General features: G+C 68.7%; 19 protein-coding genes. 8 read left to right on the top strand and 11 right to left on the bottom strand.

Annotation, left to right across the window (positions count from 1 at the left end):
* Positions 1-3: 3 nt before the first annotated feature.
* From NE236_RS30045 to NE236_RS30065, 5 genes are all read right to left on the bottom strand, one after another.
* Positions 4-438, bottom strand: coding sequence for a hypothetical protein (locus tag NE236_RS30045; RefSeq protein WP_252845559.1), 435 nt, complete (start codon positions 436-438; stop codon positions 4-6).
* Positions 439-476: 38 nt separating this feature from the next.
* Positions 477-983, bottom strand: a complete 507-nt coding sequence (locus tag NE236_RS30050; RefSeq protein ID WP_252845560.1) for a MarR family winged helix-turn-helix transcriptional regulator — start codon at positions 981-983, stop codon at positions 477-479.
* 175 nt (positions 984-1,158) lie between these two features.
* On the bottom strand, positions 1,159-3,651 hold the full coding sequence (locus NE236_RS30055) for an MFS transporter (protein WP_252845561.1): 2,493 nt from the start codon (positions 3,649-3,651) through the stop codon (positions 1,159-1,161).
* Positions 3,652-3,949: 298 nt separating this feature from the next.
* Positions 3,950-4,369, bottom strand: coding sequence for a hypothetical protein (locus tag NE236_RS30060; protein WP_252845562.1), 420 nt, complete (start codon positions 4,367-4,369; stop codon positions 3,950-3,952).
* Positions 4,370-4,531: 162 nt separating this feature from the next.
* Positions 4,532-5,014, bottom strand: coding sequence for a YbjN domain-containing protein (locus NE236_RS30065; RefSeq protein ID WP_252845563.1), 483 nt, complete (start codon positions 5,012-5,014; stop codon positions 4,532-4,534).
* A 181-nt stretch (positions 5,015-5,195) separates the two neighbouring features.
* Between NE236_RS30065 and NE236_RS30070 the strand changes: the two genes are divergently transcribed.
* Together NE236_RS30070 and NE236_RS30075 are read left to right on the top strand one after the other, a co-directional pair.
* Complete coding sequence (locus NE236_RS30070) at positions 5,196-6,062, top strand: helix-turn-helix transcriptional regulator (RefSeq protein ID WP_252845564.1); 867 nt, start codon at positions 5,196-5,198, stop codon at positions 6,060-6,062.
* Between the two features lie 44 nt (positions 6,063-6,106).
* On the top strand, positions 6,107-7,087 hold the full coding sequence (locus NE236_RS30075; protein WP_252845565.1) for a quinone oxidoreductase family protein: 981 nt from the start codon (positions 6,107-6,109) through the stop codon (positions 7,085-7,087).
* Positions 7,088-7,785: 698 nt separating this feature from the next.
* Here NE236_RS30075 and NE236_RS30080 read toward each other — a convergent pair.
* Both NE236_RS30080 and NE236_RS30085 read right to left on the bottom strand, forming a co-directional pair.
* Positions 7,786-8,406, bottom strand: a complete 621-nt coding sequence (locus NE236_RS30080; protein ID WP_252845566.1) for an LppU/SCO3897 family protein — start codon at positions 8,404-8,406, stop codon at positions 7,786-7,788.
* A 285-nt stretch (positions 8,407-8,691) separates the two neighbouring features.
* Positions 8,692-9,201, bottom strand: a complete 510-nt coding sequence (locus tag NE236_RS30085) for a hypothetical protein (protein WP_252845567.1) — start codon at positions 9,199-9,201, stop codon at positions 8,692-8,694.
* 699 nt (positions 9,202-9,900) lie between these two features.
* Between NE236_RS30085 and NE236_RS30090 the strand changes: the two genes are divergently transcribed.
* Positions 9,901-10,707 carry a G1 family glutamic endopeptidase gene (locus NE236_RS30090; RefSeq protein ID WP_252845568.1) on the top strand — a complete coding sequence of 269 codons (807 nt, stop codon included), beginning with the start codon at positions 9,901-9,903 and terminating at the stop codon, positions 10,705-10,707.
* Here NE236_RS30090 and NE236_RS30095 read toward each other — a convergent pair.
* Positions 10,704-11,228, bottom strand: coding sequence for a hypothetical protein (locus NE236_RS30095; RefSeq protein ID WP_252845569.1), 525 nt, complete (start codon positions 11,226-11,228; stop codon positions 10,704-10,706). The genes NE236_RS30090 and NE236_RS30095 overlap by 4 nt on opposite strands.
* An 86-nt stretch (positions 11,229-11,314) precedes the next feature.
* Here NE236_RS30095 and NE236_RS30100 point away from each other — a divergent pair, with 86 nt between their 5' ends.
* Positions 11,315-11,563 (top strand): DUF1330 domain-containing protein, encoded by a 249-nt coding sequence (locus NE236_RS30100; protein WP_308209175.1) that lies wholly within the window; start codon positions 11,315-11,317, stop codon positions 11,561-11,563.
* Positions 11,564-11,628: 65 nt separating this feature from the next.
* On the opposite strand, the gene NE236_RS30105 is transcribed toward NE236_RS30100, so the two are convergent.
* Both NE236_RS30105 and NE236_RS30110 read right to left on the bottom strand, forming a co-directional pair.
* Entirely contained in the window at positions 11,629-12,252 is a 624-nt protein-coding gene (locus NE236_RS30105; protein ID WP_252845570.1) for an HAAS signaling domain-containing protein, read from the bottom strand.
* Positions 12,253-12,257: 5 nt separating this feature from the next.
* Complete coding sequence (locus NE236_RS30110) at positions 12,258-12,602, bottom strand: PadR family transcriptional regulator (RefSeq protein ID WP_252845571.1); 345 nt, start codon at positions 12,600-12,602, stop codon at positions 12,258-12,260.
* 354 nt (positions 12,603-12,956) lie between these two features.
* Here NE236_RS30110 and NE236_RS30115 point away from each other — a divergent pair, with 354 nt between their 5' ends.
* From NE236_RS30115 to NE236_RS30130, 4 genes are all read left to right on the top strand, one after another.
* Entirely contained in the window at positions 12,957-13,352 is a 396-nt protein-coding gene (locus NE236_RS30115; RefSeq protein WP_252845572.1) for an LppP/LprE family lipoprotein, read from the top strand.
* Positions 13,353-13,584: 232 nt separating this feature from the next.
* Positions 13,585-14,514, top strand: coding sequence for a hypothetical protein (locus NE236_RS30120; RefSeq protein WP_252845573.1), 930 nt, complete (start codon positions 13,585-13,587; stop codon positions 14,512-14,514).
* Positions 14,515-14,625: 111 nt separating this feature from the next.
* Positions 14,626-15,069: a GNAT family N-acetyltransferase gene (locus NE236_RS30125; protein WP_252845574.1), complete on the top strand. Its 444-nt coding sequence runs from the start codon at positions 14,626-14,628 to the stop codon at positions 15,067-15,069.
* 327 nt (positions 15,070-15,396) lie between these two features.
* Positions 15,397-16,455 carry an ice-binding family protein gene (locus NE236_RS30130; protein ID WP_252845575.1) on the top strand — a complete coding sequence of 353 codons (1,059 nt, stop codon included), beginning with the start codon at positions 15,397-15,399 and terminating at the stop codon, positions 16,453-16,455.
* Positions 16,456-16,567: 112 nt separating this feature from the next.
* Here the strand turns inward: NE236_RS30130 and NE236_RS30135 are convergent, their stop codons facing one another.
* Positions 16,568-16,894, bottom strand: coding sequence for a hypothetical protein (locus NE236_RS30135; RefSeq protein ID WP_252845576.1), 327 nt, complete (start codon positions 16,892-16,894; stop codon positions 16,568-16,570).
* Positions 16,895-17,267: the final 373 nt, after the last annotated feature.

Consider the following 17,267-nt stretch of genomic DNA (forward strand, 5'->3'; position numbering starts at 1 on the left):
CGCTCATTTCTTCAGCGTGTACCGGCACTGGGCGACCTCGCCGGTCTTCTTGACGACGACCGACCCGTCGACCGTGATGCTGCAGGTCACCTTCTGCTGCGACGGCGCGCTGGCGAGCACGGCCAGCAGCCGGCCGCTCGGCACCTGATCGGTCTTCTTCCACGGCAGCTTGACGTTCGTGGCGCTGCCGTTGCTCTTGGCGTTGTAGAAGATTCCGGGCAGTTCCCCGGAGCCGAGCACCTCCAGGACGACCTTGTGAGCCCCGCCGGCGGGCTTGGACTTCGATCCTCCGGACTTCTTCGCGGTGCCGCCGGACCCGGCCTTCTCGCTCGGGGAGGCGCTCTCGCCCTTCGCGTCGTCCTTGGGACCACCGCCTCCGCAGGCGGTGGCCGACGCGAGCATCCCGGCAACGGTGCAGATCATCAGTATTCGCCGCATCCGCCGAAGATTAGTGGCAGCGGCGAGTTAAAAGATCTTTACCCGCAGGCGTCGGCCGCCCGCGACCGGGGGGCCTTCGCAGCGTTCTCGGTCAGGACGTTGAAGCGTGACAGCATCGTGGCCAGGACGCGGACGTCCTCTTGCGGCCAGGCGGCGAGCAACTGGTGGAAGCGCTGCTGGCGGGCGGCGCTGACGGCGTCCATCCGGCAGCGCCCCTCGGTGGTGAGGTCGAACCGGTGGGCGCGCCGGTCGTCCGGGTCGGGGCGCCGCTCGATCAGGCCGAGCCCTTCGAGCACCTTCAGCTGACGGCTCATGGTGGCCTTGCCGACCCCGAAGTACTCCGCGAGATCGCTGGGGCGGGCCGGAGCGCACCCGTGCAGCCCGACGAGCAGCCCGTACGCGCCGGGGTCCAGGTCGGGATGCACCTCGCGCATCATCCCGGTGGACAGCGCCCGCGCGCGGCGCAGCAGGACGCCGAGCTCGTGTTCGAGGGCGTGGTACGCCTCGTCCTTACCGGCGCCGGTCAAGACTGGTGCTTCGGCCATCGCTCGCTTCCCTTGTGCCCTGAGCCGAGGATCCACCCGCGTGTACCCGCTCATCGAGCCCTCTCCTCCAGGGTGACACCGATCGGCGGACTCCGCCCAGGACACGGCCCGGCCCGTCATGGGCCGGGCCGAGCCTGGGCGACCGGGCCGGGGCGGGCCGGCCCGGTCGTACCGGTCACTCCGTGGAGTGGCCGAGCCATACGTCGTGCGCGTCCTCGTCCTTCTCGGTCAGGCTGACCGCGCTCGCCACGGGCGGATACCCGGTGGCGGTGACGGTGTACTGCCCGCCGGTCAGGTCGGCGAAGGAGTACCGCCCGTCCGGGCCGGTGAGGGTGGCGCCGGCGACGTTCCCGGCCGCGTCCAGCAGCGTGACGCGCGCGTCGGGGAGCGGGCCGTGCCCGTGCGCCCGGACCGTTCCGGCGACGCGGATGCCGGGCCGCAGCTCGATGTCCTGCCGGGTCATCCCGGCGCCTCGCGCGGCGCTCTCGTCGCCGACCTCGACCGGCAGGGCGGCCGGGCGGTGCCCGTCGGCGCTGACCGCGATCGTGTACGTTCCGGCGACCACCTGGGTGAAGATGTAGCGGCCCTGGGCGTCGGTCAGCCCACTGGCGACGACCTCGCCGCGCACATCGGTCACGACGATCACGGCGCTCCCGACGGGTGCGCCGTGCGTGTCGCGCACCGTTCCGGTCAGCCCGCCGTTGCCGGTGAGGGTCAGGTCGAAGTCGAGCGGCCGGTCGCCGGTCACGAGGGTCGCGGCCTGCGGGTCGTGGTCACCGGCCGCCGCGATCAGGACGTACGTCCCGCTGCCCGGCGTCGCGACCTCGTAGCCGCCGTCCGGCCGCGTCGTCGCACGCCCGATCTGGCGACCGCGAACGTCGATCAGCGTGATCGCCGCGTGCGGCACGGGGATCCCGTCGGCACCGCGGATGAAGCCGCGGATCACGCCGCCGTACCGGCCCTCCGGGGCGGGAGCCGATTCCGGGCCGGCGGTCCGTACGGGCGAGGTGGTGGACCGGGCCATGACGTCCGGCAGGGTATGGGCGGCGACGGCGACGAGTTCCGGCTCGGCGCGCCGGGCGTGCTGGCCGTGGGGCGATGCCTCGGCCGGTACGGCCTGCTGCTCGAGGTTGGCGGTGCGCAGCGGCACCTCCTTGAGGAAGACGACCGCGATCAGCGCGAGGAGCGCGCACGGCGCCGCGTACATGAACACGTCACCGATGCCGTGGCCGAACGCGTCCTCGACGACCGCGCGCACGGGGGCGGGCAGCGCCGACAGCTTGGGGATCGAGTCGCCGCCACCGGCGCCGTGTACGCCGAGGCGCGCGAGGCCGTCCGCGGTGTAGTGGGTGACCCGGTTGGCCAGGACCGCGCCGAGCGCCGAGACGCCCAACGCCCCGCCGAGCGTACGGAAGAAGGCCACGGACGAGCTGGCCGCTCCCAACTCGTGCGTCTGCACCTGGTTCTGCACGGCCAGCACGAGGTTCTGCAGGGTCATGCCGAGCCCCGCCCCGATCGCGAGCATGAAGATCGAAGCCTGCCAGTACGCGGTGTCGTGGCGCAGCACGCTCATCATGCCGTAGCCGGCGGTGAGGAGCAGACCACCGATGACCAGGAATGCCTTCCAGCGGCCGGTGCGGGTGATGATCCGGCCGACGACGGTCGACGACAGGGCCAGCCCGGCGATCATCGGCAGCGTCATGATGCCGGCCTTCGTCGGCGAGTCGCCGCGGGCGAGCTGGAAGTACTGGCTGAGGAAGGTGGTCGCGCCGAACAGCGCGACGCCGACGAAGAGGCTCGCCACCACGGCCAGGGCCATGGTCCGGTTGCGGAACAGGCGAAGCGGCACGATCGGCTCGGCGGCCTGGGTCTCGACGACCACGAACACCACGGCGAGGAGGAGCGCGCCGCCGATCATCACGGCGGTCTGCCAGGACAGCCAGTCGTACCTCTGACCGGCGAACGAGACCCAGACCAGCAGCAGGGACACCGCCGCGGTGATCAGCGTGGCGCCGATCCAGTCGATCTTGACCTTCCGCCGGCGGACCGGCAGGTGCAGGGTCCTCTGCAGGACCAGCAGCGCGATCAGGGCGAACGGCACGCCGACGTAGAAGCACCAGCGCCAGCCGAGCCAGGAGGTGTCGACGATGACACCGCCGATCAGCGGGCCGCCGATGGTGGCCAGCGCGAAGACCGCGCCGATGTAGCCGGAGTACCGGCCGCGCTCACGCGGCGAGATCATCACCGCCATGATCACCTGGACGAGGGCGGTGAGCCCGCCGGCGCCCAGACCCTGGATCACCCGGGCGGAGATGAGCATCGCGGGGTTCTGCGCGACGCCGGCGAAGGCCGAGCCGGCGACGTAGATGATCAGGCCCAGCTGGACGAGGAGCTTCTTGCTCACCAGATCCGCGAGCTTGCCCCAGATGGGCGTGGAGACCGTGGTCGCGAGGAGGGTGGCGGTGATCACCCAGGTATAGGTCGTCTGGCTCGCGTGCAGGTCGGCGATGATCGTGGGCAGGGCGTTCGACACGACGGTCGACGACAGGATCGCCACGAACAGGCCCAGCAACAGGCCGGACAGTGCTTCCAGGATCTGCCGGTGCGACATCGGGGCGTCCGTGCCGTGGTCGGTCGCCCGTACCTCGGCCGGTGCTGCGGTCGTCATCTATCTCCTTTCGCTCCCATGGACGCACGGGAGGGCCGTCACGCGCTCTCCGCGGTGCGGGCCGGTGGGAGCCGGACGAGGGCCGGGAACAGGGCCACGCCTCGCCGGTCGGGGGACGCTCGGCGTGGCCGTGACCGGGCCACGCCGATGATTACTTGCCTAAAGCAACTGTACGGCCGTTGGTTGCCCTAAGCAACTTGATCTCCCGCGCGACGCTCCGGCGGCGAATCCATGGGGAAAGAAGAAGGGCCGACCGGGCGTACGCCCGGTCGACCCGTTCTGGTCGTGAACCTGGAGGTCAGCCGCAGGTCGGCGTGGAGGTGTAGCTGAACGCGCCGTACGTGCCGCTGTAGACCATGCAGGCACCCTGCGGGTCGGCCTTCAGCGGCCCGGCGTAGTACTTGAAGGCCGCGGGACCATCGACCTGGGTGGACCCGCCCGTGATCTTCAGCCCAGCCGAGATCTTGACGGAGTTCCCGACGTACGCGCCCTGCTTGAGCGTCACGATGCAGTTGGTGGGACCGTTGTTGAGGAAGTAGACCCGCGCCTCACCGGCGTTGCCCAGCGGCTGCGACTCCACCACCTGGAAGCCGGATCCACAGATCTGCTCCGGGGTGTAGGAGATGCTCGCCTGCGCCGCACCCGCCGTGAGCACCGACGCCGTCAGCGCCACTCCCGCACCCAGCGCCGCCGCCGCGATCCTCTTCGTCCTGTCCATGCCTCTACCGCCTCATCATTATCGGAGGGCCGGATTCCCCGACCCAATGTGATCAACGATAGGCGTTATGGATCATGATGCGCGAGGGCCGGACCGCCCCTGGCGGGCAGTCTCCGGCGACCCGTCGCCGCGCCCGCGGAGCCGTCCGGGAGATCGGTGACGTCAGAGGGGCTCGCCGGTGAGGCCGGCGTGGGAGAGCCGCTGGGTGAGCCAGAGATGGAAGGACCCGGCCAGGCCGAGCCAGACGGTCGTCGACGCGGCGAACTGCTCGCGGGTCACGCCACCGTCGATGCGCATCATCGCCTCACTGACGACGAGGACGCTGCCGTCGTCGTCGGTGGCGGTGTAGCCCTTCAACCCGGTGGTGTCGCGGTTCCACTCGTCGAGGACCGTGCAGAGCACCGGCTTGTCGTCCACGCTGAAGCAGTGGTCATAGATCGTACGGGCCGAGAAGACCTCCTCTTCGTCGCTGAGGGTGAAGAAGAGGCTGAAGCAGGGCCAGCGTGTGCCGAGGCGGCCGCGCGAATCCCGGAACGAGCTGATCTCCAGCTGGTCGAGCACCTGTTCCAGGAGCTCGAGGTCGGGCCTGACCACACAGGGGTGGGAACCGCTGGAGGACGGGGTACTCGGAGGTTCGGCTTCCATGCGTGACTTCCTTCTCGCGGACAGTAATCAGATTGTGCCTCACCAACGCCATTGGGGACGCGTTACCGGAACTTTCCCTTGGAACCCTCGCCGTCTCCTGACCGAAGAAACACTTCGACCGCCGACGAAGAGCCGGCCGAGGGTGTTCAGTGCCGGCTCGGAGTTGCCTAAGGTCGGGATCATGGCCAGTGCTCAGTCCCCCATGTCCGGTGACCGCCGCCGCGCCGAGTTGCGGGAGTTCCTGCGCAGCCGTCGGGCGGGGATCTCGCCCGCCGATGTCGGCATCCCGGACGGTGGTCGCCGTCGCACGCCGGGGTTGCGGCGCGAGGAGGTCGCGGTGCTGGCCGGAGTCGGGGTGTCCTGGTACACGTGGCTGGAGCAGGGGCGCGACATCAAGGTCTCCGAACAGGTCCTCGACGCGCTCGCCCGTGTGCTGTCGCTGGATACCGCCGAGCGCGCGCACCTGTACCGGCTGGCCGGGCTCAACCCGCCGCAGGCCCGGTCCACGCCTTCCGTGCCCGCCTCGCCGGAGGTGCAACGGCTGCTGGACGCCTGGTCGCCGCGGCCCGGCTACATCCGCGACCGCCACTGGAATTTCACCGCCATCAACGACGCCGCGCGGGTGGTGTTCGGCTACGGCGAGACCGATCACAACTGCCTGGTCTCCTTCTTCACCAACGTCCGCTATCGGGTGCTGCACCGGCAATGGGCCGAGACCGCGCTTGACGTGGCCGCCGGTTTCCGCGCCGACGCGGCGCGCTACCCGGATGATCCGGAGTTCGACCGCATCGCCACCGATCTCGCCGCGGTCAGTCAGGAGTTCGCCGAACTGTGGGCGCGCCACGACGTGGCCGAGCACACCAGCGCGGTGAAAGCGGTCGATCACCCCGAGGCCGGGACGCTGACATTCGACGCCACACTGCTGCCCCTGCCCGAGCACCCCGGACACCACCTGATCCTCCACAACCCCCGTCCAGGCACCGACACCCAGGAGCGGCTGGAGAAGCTGATGCGGGACCGCAGCCTGGTGGTGGCACACCCAGGATGAGCTGACACTGCCGGCGCGCGTGCCACCGCAGCAGGATCATCGCCATGAACAGCAGCAACGCGCAGATGAAGGCAGTGACCATTCCCGAGTTCGGCGACGCCGAGGTCCTCCGCGTCGACACCATGCCGATCCCCGAGCCCGGGCCGGGCCAGGTCACCATCGACGTGGCCTACGCGGGCGCCAACTTCGCCGAGGTCCTGTACCGGCGCGGCGTGGTCGACGTGCCGCTCCCCTTCGTACCCGGCATCGAGGTCGCGGGCCGGATCCGTGCCGTCGGTGCGGGCGTCGAGGACCTGACGGCCGGTCAGCCGGTGGCCGCGCTCACCATCGTCGACAGCGGCGGCTACGCCGAGGTCGCGGTCACCTCCGCGGATCTGGTCGCCCCGCTGGACGGCCTCGGCATCGAGATGGGCGTGGCCGCGGCGCTGCCGTCCAACAGCACCACCGCATTCCTCGTGCTCGATCGGGTGGCCCGCATCGAGCCCGGGGAGAGCGTCCTGGTCCATGCCGCGGCCGGCGGGGTGGGCAGCCAGTTGGGCCAGGCCGCCCGGCTGCTGGGTGCGGGCCGGGTGGTCGGCACAGTCGGCAGCGAAGCCAAGATCGAGACCGCCAAGAGGTTCGGCTACGACGAGGTGATCGTGCGTGACCGGCTCGCCGATGCGGGTGAGTTCGACATCGTCGTCGACATGGTCGGCGGCCCCGCTCGGCGTGCCGGCCTGGACCGGCTGGGCCCGATGGGACGCCTGGTCGTGATGGGCAACGCATCGGGCGCCGAAGACGTCGCCATCCCGGCCAACGAACTGTGGTTCACCAACAAGACGGTCTCCGGCTTCAACCTGGCCGCCTTCTCCGCCGCCTTCCCGAAGGCGGCGGGCCGTACGCTACGCCGCGCGGTGGAGGCCGCGGCGAAGGGGGACCTGCGCGTGCAGGTCGAGACGCTGCCGCTGGAGCAGGCCGCCCAGGCCCACCGCCGCATCGAGGCGGGGGCGACCACCGGCAAGCTGGTGCTCGACGTCGCGTCGTGACGTGGGTCCGCCCCATACCTTGCTCCTGGGGCCGTCGTCCCGGAGAGGACAGCCCCAGCCCCACGGGGACCGGCCGCTGCTCAAGCCCCGAATCAGGCCCGGGGTCCCGGCGGGGACACTCGTTTCGCGCCGAGCACCGAAAGCCCCGGCCCAGGCGCGTTCAGCATGATCTAGCGAGGAACCCCTTCACTTCAGTTCAGCTTCAGGGGTGGGAGGAATCGCTCTACGGCACACCCGGCTGTGAACCGGCGTCGCGGCATCCTTGGCGGAAACCCTGAATTCCGGGCGAATCGCGCGAGGGAGGCGTGGGTGTCTTCTCTGAGGTTTCTACTGAGGCGAGATATTTATCGCCTCAGTAGAAACGCCGGAACGAGACGGCCGAGGCGTGGCTGTGATGGGCCGCACCGGCTCCCATTGGTACCCAAAGCACCGCCTACCGACACCGAGAATCCCTTGGAATCAATCGGATTAGACCGGTCGTTTCTGGTTTTCGGTGTAGTCGTTGATGACCTTGAGGGGAACTCCTGGCGCAGACGGATGGCGGGCACGCCCTTACGCGAGGGAACTGGTAGGGGCAAGCGCATTGGGATGAACGTAGGACCGCGTCTTATGGCCACCTCGGCGGAGCCGGGTGACCGCAGACGCATGTCCCAATAGCGGCGGTTCTAGCGGAGCTGGCGAGTTCGACCGCCGCTTAGTTAGTGCTGGTTCGGCGCGAGGCAGAGGACGTAGCCGTCGTCGCCGTCCTCTTTTCCGCGCCAGTAGCGCACGGTCGCCGAGGGGTAGGGGCTGCAGACGCCCTTGCCGCCGGGGAGGGTCTCGTTGATGCTGACGCTGATCCGCGAGACGTGCTCCACCTTGCCGACGACCTTGTAGCCGGCCGTCGCGTCCGTGCAGGCGACGACCTTCATGTTGTCGCCGCTGATCCGCCTGCCGCTGTCGGTCGTCTTGGCGGTCGACCTCTTGACGCAGTCACCGACGGCCGCCTCGTCCTTACCGGACGAGGCCCGGTTCGTTACGACGACGAAGACGATCATGGCGATGAGCGCGAGCGGCAGGATGATCAGCAGGCGCTTCCGGCGCTGGGCGGGCGTCAGTCGCCCGGGCAGCATCGGCGGAGGCGGGCCCCCGGGACCGTACGGTCCGGGCGGCATGCCGGGGCCGGGAGGCATGCCGGCACCAGGCGCGCCGGGAGGCGGCGGCTGCATCCCGTACGGCACGCCCGGGGCCGGTGGCCCGGAGGGCGGCATCGGGTTGGGCTGCTGCCAGTTGGGCGGCTGCCCGTCGGGCAAGGGCTGCGGGCCGTACGGCGCGGACATCGATGCTCCCGGTCGATGGGGCGGAGAGGGGCGGGTCGCCTCCCCGAGGGGGACGTCCCGGCCGCCCGTACCGGATCGATCGGAAAAGCCGGGACCGTCCGGATTCTCGCACGGCCCTGCCCGGCTCCGCTTGCTCACCGCCGCGACGCTCACGCGCCGTCGCCCGTATCGAACAGAGGCTCGGGCCTCCACCCGGCCGGCTCGACGAACGACCCTCGGAATCTCCGTCTCCGGCTGGGTCACCGCCGACCGCGCCGTCGGCGGTAACCCCCGTGAGACGGTGGGCTACTTCTTGTAGCGGACCACGACGTTGCCGCCGCCGATGTACTGGAGGTCGGCGACGAACCCGCCTTCAGCGCGGAACTTCGTCTTGTTCGCGAGGTGCGCGGCCGGGGTCGACACCGACTTCGTCGTTGTCTTGTCGTTTGACACGAGCTTCGGCTTGCCCGTCTTCCGGTCGGTCCACTCGATGTCGACCCCGGTCTCCAGCTTCCTCTTGGTGTACGCGGGACTCTTCTTGACCACCGTGGCCCACACGGTCTTGCAGGCGTCCGAACGGTAGACGTCGAGGTGACCGCCGACCTTGACCGGCTTGCCGGTGTTCTCGGCGCGACCCCAGATGGTGAAACTCTTCGTCAGCTTGCCGTGATACTTGCCGGCCGCCTTGGCGCACTTCACCGCGGTCTTCGAGTTCGTCTCGGCGAAGGCGCTCCCGGCCGTGGCGGCGGCGAGGCCGCCGGCGAGCGCGGTGGCGGCGAGCAGCGCCGGGACCCTACGGCTGAGGTTCAGGTTCATCGTCTCCCCTTCTTCGGACGGCCGCCCTCGCGGCGCGTCCGTGGGGTTGAGACATCGGGCGTACGCGATCGGTTCGCCGACCAAGATCACGAAACGATCACGCGGCCACTCGGTGATCGGTGGCTGTGCGAGAGGCCGTCGATGTCCTGCGCGTAGGTGAGACGTACGGCGACGAAAGCGGACCGGTGACCCTGAACGAATTGGCCAAACCTGGTCAGAGTTTGATTTACCCGGATTATCAGAATCTAAGATGATCACGGCAGATGACCGAGCCAACGTCAACGGGGGTCCGATGGTACGTCATCGTTTGTTGCATGCTGCCGCCACACCGATCCTGGGAATTGCACTTATCGGCCCACCGGCGGCCGCCGCCGCCGAACCGGTCTCCCATTCTACCGAAACGACGGCCGACCCGGTATGTAAGCCGTTTCCGAGCCTGTGGACGTATCCGATCGACGGCGCCGGAAGAAGGGCGGCCCGCGCCACGAAGTCCACCGGAACGGTACGCGTATTCGGCAGCGAGGACGCACCGATGAAGGTGACCGTCCCGCCCCATGGTTTCGACCCTCGAACGGCGACCGACAAACAGCTTCGCCTGTACGGTTTTCCTCCGCGACCGGCGTCCGGTCCCGCTCGCAGAGCGTGGGAGCAACGGTACCCTCCGGCGATATCGACTACGTGGTCCCGACGATGTGCTCCATGGAAGGTGTCCAGCACCTCCCATCACAGCCGCTGACGACATCCACCGCGAAAGCCGGTGTGAGCTACGGCCACAACTGGTCCGGAGGCCTCGTCCAGAAGACTTCGAATGAGCCGAGCTTCACCGCCGCCCATGTGACCTGGGTCGAGCCGAAGTTCACCGCGAGCTGCGCAGGCAAGTCTGGTTACAGCATCTGGTCGGGGATCGGCGGCTACAACACCGGCGCCCGGAAGAAGTGGGGCCTCCTCCAGGCGGGCGTTGATAACTTCGGCGGCAAGGGACCGAACCAGGACTACGTGTTCTGGGAGGCGCTGAACCAGAGCAAGTCGGCGACCTTCGGCGAAATGAAGGTCAGCAACATGAAGGTGACCGCGGGCGACAAGACCACCGCGACGACCTACTACAACACCGCGGACAAGACGGTCGCCTTCCAGATCAACAACCTGACCCGCAAGAAGGTCGTCACCCTCGGCCCTTGGATCAAACTGAAGAAGAATCCCGGATGGTACCACAAGGTCTCGGGCTACTACGACGGCCTCTATGCGGAGGCGGTCGCCGAACGCCCGACGTACGACAAGAAGTATGTCAACCTGAGGAAGCCCGTGACGGGCTCATCGATATTCACCGCTGCAGCGTTCTCCAACAGCAATGATGGCGGCGACTTCCCGGGCTATCAGTACAAGGGCTGGACGAAGCTGATAATGAACAACGACAACAGCATCCCGCTGTCGACACCGGCCAAGTTCCCGGAGAGCAAGAAGGCCAAGTCGACCGGCTGGACCAATTCCTGGAAGCGCTGTTCCTAACCTGTCACGGTCACCGTGAGCGTACGACAGATCGGCTCGTTCGCTGCGGGAGATCCCGGTGCCGTCGGGCTGAGCGACGGCACCGGGAGCGACGCCCCATCGGCGCAGGCGCGCGTGGTGATGTTGAGGCTGGTCGTTCCCGTGCCCACCGCCGTGAAGACCCGCCGGCGACCGACTCCCGTCCCGTCTGGCCGGAGCACTGCGGCGTTCCCGCTCACCGGCAACCGCACATCGGACACCGAGAACGCACGGGGGATCTTCGCGGTGATCCGGTCCCCCAGCTTGACCTTGACCGGGCCCAGATCGGCGTACTGGCCCGCGCAGTCCTGCTCTGTGAGCGTCCGGCCATGAACGGTGAACAGCAAGAACGGCCCTGAGCAGCTCGAAGCATGCTGCGACTCGCACGCGGCGACCAGCGCCCCCGGCGACGCGACCGCGACACTCACCGCGATCAGGCGGAACGCGGCGGCTCTGGTGGCGGAACGGCGCGGCGCGGAACGAACACCACTCCTGTCGCCCACGGACTCACGCCCCTCCCGCACTGATCGAGATCCCACGCTAACCGCTCGATCAGGGGGCTGCCAGCCCCGATCTCAACCTCGAACGGATCGACGCGACCCTGGAGCCGTACGGCGGGCGCTTCCTGATCCACGGCGCCAAGGCCGACGTGCGGGAGGGCACCTGGTCGGGCGACCTGATCGCCATCGAGTTCCCCGACCTCGACACGGCGCGGGCCTGGTCCGGCTCCCCCGCCTACCGCGAGATCATCCCGCTGCGCGCGGACCACTCCCGTGGCGCCATCCTGCTCACCGACGGAGCGGGCGACGACCATCGCGCCACCGACGTCCTGGCCTGAGCGCGTGCCCGAGATGACCTTTCGCGCCCGGCCCGTGCGGGGAGCTCCCCGGGCCGGGCGCGGGGTCAGGCTCCGACGCGTCGCGCCCGGTGCAGCAGGTACGCCGCCGATGCGAGGGAGCCGACGAGGGCGACCAGGGTGAACGTCGCGGCGGCGCCGGCCGAGGTGCCGGTCGACTCGCAGTCGGCCGGCCCGCTGCAGACACTGCTCGCGCTCCAGAAGAAGAGGTAGTAGGCCGGGATGGCCAGCCCGCCGGGGAACACGAGTGTGCCGATGAGCTTGTCGCGGAGCGTCCAGCGACCAGACGCCCAGAGCAGCACCGCCCCGACGATCCAGCCGATCACGGGCAGGACGACGCCCCCGATCAGCAGCAGGATCACCGCCGCGATCTCCAGGGCGCCCACCCGCGCTCGCGGTGGCGCCTGCTCGGGCGTCGCCGCCCACTCACGCGCGGGTGACGCCTCCGGCAGGCCGACGCCGGCCTCATGGACGATCTCGTCCGGGCTGCCGAGACGGTCGAGAACCGTCCGTACGGTGGCCTCGTCCCGGTCGGCACTCTGGGCCAGGACGGTATCGATGTGCTCCCTGATCTCCGCGAGCAGCTCCGCCCGGCGATCCGGTGGCAGGGCCCGTGCCGCCGTCTCCAGGCGGCCGAGGTACTCCTCGATCAGCGTATCCGTCACCGTCATCGCCCTCACGTCCCTTTCCCGATGAAATGCTCGACCGCGCCGCTGAACCGCTCCCACTCCGTGGTGAAGGCCTCCAGCGCCTGGTGCCCGGCAGAGGTGAGCCGGTAGTAGCGGCGCGGCGGGCCGGCGGTGGACTCCTGCCACACCGTCTCGACCAGCCCCTGGCGCCGCAGCCGGGACAGCAGGGGGTAGATGGTCCCCTCACTGATGACCATGCCGTCGACCTCGCCCAGCAATCGCACGATCTCGACGCCGTAGCGCTGCTCGTGACGCAGCAGCGCCAGCACGCAGTACGGCAGCGCCCCCCTCCGCATCTGCGTCAGAAGGTTCGATGCGTCACCCGGTTCCATGCGTCGCATAGTACCTACCGCGACATGACCTGTCGAGGAGACCGGACGCGCCTTCGGACTCCAAACCGTTCCGAGATGGTCAGGAAGAGGCTCGGGTGTCGATCTTCGCCTTGGCAACCCGCCTGGCCACCGCGACACCCGCTGCACCCAGCAGCGCTCCCGCCACGACCGCGTAAAACGTTCGCCTTTCGGGCGCTATCTCCACCGCAGACGCGTTTCCTATTTCTTCCCTCGGCGGCGGCACGGGCGCCTTGCGATACTCCTCGTCGAGGATTTGGTTGAACCTACGTTCACGTTTACTGCCGGCGCTGGCCATTCGGAGCCCTCACCCACCGCGCCGCGATCCGGCGCGCCATGACCCGTACCGTCGAGGTCGCGGACCCGTCCACCCACTTCACCGGCGACAGCCGACCGGTGACCACCTCGGACCGGCACGGCGGCGATCTCACCGCCGTCGTCGGCCAGCGCATCCCGACCGCCGACGGCAAGGGCCAGCTGGTCTTCTTCTGGCACGGAACGACGTTCATCGGCTGGGACGCCGTCACGGAGACCGACTCCATCCGCCGCATCACCGCCGGTCCCGGCTACTTCACGGTGACGTACACGCACTACGCGGCCAAGGACCCGATGTGCTGCGCCTCCCTGCCGCCCGTGACCATCACGTACGCCTGGCAGGACAGCGGACGCTTCGTCCCGTCCGGCGAAATCCCCCACCACGGCGACCCGATCCGCGTGAAGCTCCTGTCCTGATCAGACCACGCGCCGAGAACCGAAAGATCATCAATGGCATGGTCTGGTCCGTGCGGATCGGCTGCCATCGTCCGCGCCCGCAGAGCGCGGAACGCTGACGGTCACGTGGCCCGTTGCCCCTATTGCCGGCGTCCAGTGACTCCTGGGCACCGTCCATCCGAAAGGACCTTCACCCCTCAAGCCATGCCCATGGCGACTGGCCAAGCGACGGTGCCTCGGCAAAGATGCGGACATGCATGAGTTGTCGGCCGCAGAGTTCGCTCGCGACCAGACGACCCGTGTCCGTGATGATCCGGCTGCGCGCCTTGCTCTCATGCTCCGGCTCTATGAGGAGCCGAACGGGAAGCGGAGCCGGCACCTTCCTTACCGGCGAGCTGCCAAGACGTTCATGGACTGGCAGATCCGCCGAGGTCTGCTGGGCTCACCCGAGGGCGGTTCTCCCGGTAGTCCGTGGTGGCGCGCAGTCAACGAACGACTGCTGCGCGATGGCTGGGAGGCACGAGGTCTGACCACCGGCAGGGCCGGATCCGCGACCTCGCCGAGTGTGGCCGCCACCGTCACCTTCATCCGCCGCCCCAGCGCCCGTAACTGGTATCGAGCGCACAATCTCAGCATCGTGTCCGCCTACCTGGAACACACCGACCTCGCACAGGCCGAGAGCCGGACCGAGCGGTTCTTCATGAACCTCGTCCTGGTGCGGGTGCTGTACACGCATGCCCTCGTTTCCTTTCCGCGCCTTGCCCTTGGCCGCCTGGCTCCGCTGGCTCCGCTGCTCGGCGATCCCCGCTTGGGCATGACCGGCGTCTTCTTGTCCCTTCCGCGGATCCTGCCGAACCGCTATCCGCTAGGCGACAACGTGGAGACGTACGTCAATAACGAGCACAACTTCGGCCGCATCATCGATCGGGGCGTCATCGCGCCACGGCTCAGCTGTTTGTACTCCTGGTCCGCCGAGCTGCTTGAGGAACCCGGCCTGAAAGGCCTTCTCACCGCCGGTGTGCCGACGTACGCCTGGTCCAGTCACGATGCGGCCCCCTGGCAGTCTCCGCCGTCCCCTCTGGTCCATGCGGTCAGAAGGTGGCTGCCTCCCCCACGGTGGCACCGCGACGATGCGGCCGCAGCACTGTGCGGGTGCGCTCAGCCCGGATACGGTGGACGTTGAGCTCCATACGGGGAGCTGTTCGAGCAGGTCGCCACTGAAGTGGCCGACGGCGATCTTCTCCGGCGGGGATTCCGATTGACGCCGTAGCGCGCGGTGCGCTTGTCTGTGCCGGTGTCCGACCTTCGCATCGAACGGGTGGACGGCGACGCCGGCCTCGAAGACTGGCAGTACGCCCACAACCTGATCATCCCCACGCACACGCTGTCTCTCGACGATGTCCGTGAGCGGTCCCAGCGCAACCTGCTGGAGGTCGCGTACGCCGACGACGTTCTCGTGGGCTGCACGACGGTACGCCCTCCGACGAGCGACAACGGATCGACGGCCACGGTGAACGCCCGGGTCCTCCCCGAGCACCGTCGCCAGGGGTACGGGGAGGCGCTGTACGAGCGAGGGCTGGCACAGGCACGAGAGCTCAACGCCGAGGTGATCGAAACGGTCGTCTGGGCATCGAACGTCGACGGCGTACGGTTCGCGGAGAAACACGGCTTCGTCGAGTTCGATCGGTACCTGCTGCCAGGCGACGACGTCTACTGGATCGACTTGCGGCTGACCTGAGCCTCCCGGCGAGCGCCTAGGCGATCATCTCCCGACCGCATCCGTAGCGAACGACAGCAACGCTGGGGCCGCCCACCGACCCAAAGCCGCGTGATCAAACCCGGCGAACGTTCGTGATCACCGCGCTGGGGCGTCCGCTAGTGCATTTCTTTGCAGCTCTAAAAGATCGTTTTGGCTCGGCCTCGGGCACATCCGTGACCGCACGACCTCGTAGATCGTTCGTGCGTCACGCGCCAGTTGGCCGGAAGGCCGACCGGACCGGCGAGAGCTTTGGCGTGCCCCCGGCCGGCGGCGCACCCCGATGCCGGCCTTCATGAAAGGAAGCCCATGGCGACAAGAGGTCTCACAGGCGCCATCCGCAGGCTCACCTCACCACCCCGACTGGCACGCACCCTGGCTCTGGCCTGTGCGACCAGTGTCCTGATCGGCGTGGCCGGGTCCGCGAGCGCGAGCGCGGCCACGCCGCCCGTACCACTGGGTGCTGCCGCCAACTTCGCGGTTCTCGCCGGGTCGACGGTCACCAACACCGGCCCCACCACGATCAATGGCGATCTCGGGCTGAGCCCGGGCACCTCGGTGACCGGCTTTCCTCCCGGGCAGGTGAGCGGAGCCCAACACGTGGCCGATGCTGTCGCGTTGCAGGCCAAGAACGACCTTGCCACCGCATACGATGACGCCGCGGCACGCCCGACCACCGCCACCGTCCCCGTAGAACTCGGCGGCACCACCAAGACACCCGGCGTGTACGACTCTCCTGCGGGCACGTTCGGGATCACCGGAACGCTGACCCTCGACGCCCAGGGCGACCCGAACGCCGTTTTCATCTTCAAAGCCGCATCCACGCTAATCACGGCGTCGGCGAGCAGCGTGAACCTCGTCAATGGTGCTCAGGCATGCAACGTGTTCTGGCTGGTCGGCAGCTCCGCGACGCTCGGAACCAATTCCACCCTGCGAGGGAACATCATGGCGCAGGCCTCGATCACCGTCACGACGGGCGTCATCGTGGACGGCCGGGCGCTGGCACGCAGCGCCGCGGTCACACTGGACACCGACACGATCACCCGCCCGAGCTGTGGCGCATCGGCCACCAGCACCACTACAACGCTGACACCTTCGGCAAACCCCACACCGGTGGGCCAACGCGTCAGTTTCATCGCCACAGTGAAAGCCACCACTGGTACCGACATCCCGACGGGCCTGGTGGTGTTCACGGACGGCCGAAGGATCATCCTCGGCGCCGTCGCTCTCGACAGCACGGGGCACGCGGTATTCACCACCCCCGCGCTTCTAGCCGGGATCCATCGGATCAGAGCCGTCTATATCGGCACAACCGCGTTCGCCGGCAGCACTTCACCGGAAATCGTGGAGTACGTCCTACCCAGCTGACCCTGATGACCTCCCACGCCGGCGAATCCTTCCCGGCGTGGGATCGCCTCTACAAGCTGGTCGCCGCACTGTCCCGTGACTGATCGGTCCGACGGCGAGACCAGGACGTTCCTCACCAGGCGAGGAGGCCCCAGTAGACCGCCCACGGGATGAAGATCGCTCCTGCCGCCACCACCGCGGCGACGCGGACGCGACCGCCGGTCGCCGGCGTACGCCGGTTCCGCCAGGCGGAGGTCGCGGTCACGACCGTGGCGACGGCGACGATGACGGCGAGGAACTGGAGGATCAGCCACGAGAGCGGGCGACCGGCGACGACCGGGTCGCCCAGCCGCCCGCCTGCCGCGAAGACCGCGACCGTGGACAGCAGCGTTCCGGCGACGGCCGCCGACGAGGTGGTCCTTCCCCACGTCGAGCGCCAACTCGCTGAACCACTCACCACGAAAGCGCCCTGACCTGTGAGCATTCACGCTGTCCCGTCCGTGCTGTTCGTCTGCGTGCACAACGCCGGCCGATCGCAGATGGCCGTCGCTGGCCCTCCGGCAGGACGCTGCGGCGTCCGCTGGATCGGCATCGTCAAATGGCCGCTGATGCTCCTGGCGGTCAGCTTGGCACCGATCCGGATCAGCGCCGGGTCACGCTCCTCCGGGTGATCGATCGTCATGCATGCCTTAGCTCGCCCGCGTACACCACCCCACTACGCAGGGTTTCACCCCGAACGGCCGGGTAGGGCCGGGTTTAGCAGTGGATCCGTCCGGATCGGACCTCATGACGGCGACCCGCTGCGGTCGCCCGGTCAGCGCTGGAACGGTTCC

Origin of the sequence: Actinoallomurus purpureus (genome assembly GCF_024055795.1) — a bacterium.
Classification (GTDB): domain Bacteria; phylum Actinomycetota; class Actinomycetes; order Streptosporangiales; family Streptosporangiaceae; genus Actinoallomurus; species Actinoallomurus purpureus.

What these genes read in the sequence shown, in the direction of transcription:
- NE236_RS30105 (WP_252845570.1), bottom strand. Translation starts at nt 12,252, where the DNA reads ATGACGGTGACGGATACGCTGATCGAGGAGTACCTCGGCCGCCTGGAG.
- NE236_RS30115 (WP_252845572.1), top strand. Translation starts at nt 12,957, where the DNA reads ATGACCCGTACCGTCGAGGTCGCGGACCCGTCCACCCACTTCACCGGC.
- NE236_RS30070 (WP_252845564.1), top strand. Translation starts at nt 5,196, where the DNA reads ATGGCCAGTGCTCAGTCCCCCATGTCCGGTGACCGCCGCCGCGCCGAG.
- NE236_RS30120 (WP_252845573.1), top strand. Translation starts at nt 13,585, where the DNA reads ATGCATGAGTTGTCGGCCGCAGAGTTCGCTCGCGACCAGACGACCCGT.
- NE236_RS30080 (WP_252845566.1), bottom strand. Translation starts at nt 8,406, where the DNA reads ATGTCCGCGCCGTACGGCCCGCAGCCCTTGCCCGACGGGCAGCCGCCC.
- NE236_RS30130 (WP_252845575.1), top strand. Translation starts at nt 15,397, where the DNA reads ATGGCGACAAGAGGTCTCACAGGCGCCATCCGCAGGCTCACCTCACCA.
- NE236_RS30055 (WP_252845561.1), bottom strand. Translation starts at nt 3,651, where the DNA reads ATGACGACCGCAGCACCGGCCGAGGTACGGGCGACCGACCACGGCACG.
- NE236_RS30050 (WP_252845560.1), bottom strand. Translation starts at nt 983, where the DNA reads ATGGCCGAAGCACCAGTCTTGACCGGCGCCGGTAAGGACGAGGCGTAC.
- NE236_RS30110 (WP_252845571.1), bottom strand. Translation starts at nt 12,602, where the DNA reads ATGGAACCGGGTGACGCATCGAACCTTCTGACGCAGATGCGGAGGGGG.
- NE236_RS30045 (WP_252845559.1), bottom strand. Translation starts at nt 438, where the DNA reads ATGCGGCGAATACTGATGATCTGCACCGTTGCCGGGATGCTCGCGTCG.
- NE236_RS30060 (WP_252845562.1), bottom strand. Translation starts at nt 4,369, where the DNA reads ATGGACAGGACGAAGAGGATCGCGGCGGCGGCGCTGGGTGCGGGAGTG.
- NE236_RS30090 (WP_252845568.1), top strand. Translation starts at nt 9,901, where the DNA reads ATGGAAGGTGTCCAGCACCTCCCATCACAGCCGCTGACGACATCCACC.
- NE236_RS30065 (WP_252845563.1), bottom strand. Translation starts at nt 5,014, where the DNA reads ATGGAAGCCGAACCTCCGAGTACCCCGTCCTCCAGCGGTTCCCACCCC.
- NE236_RS30085 (WP_252845567.1), bottom strand. Translation starts at nt 9,201, where the DNA reads ATGAACCTGAACCTCAGCCGTAGGGTCCCGGCGCTGCTCGCCGCCACC.
- NE236_RS30075 (WP_252845565.1), top strand. Translation starts at nt 6,107, where the DNA reads ATGAACAGCAGCAACGCGCAGATGAAGGCAGTGACCATTCCCGAGTTC.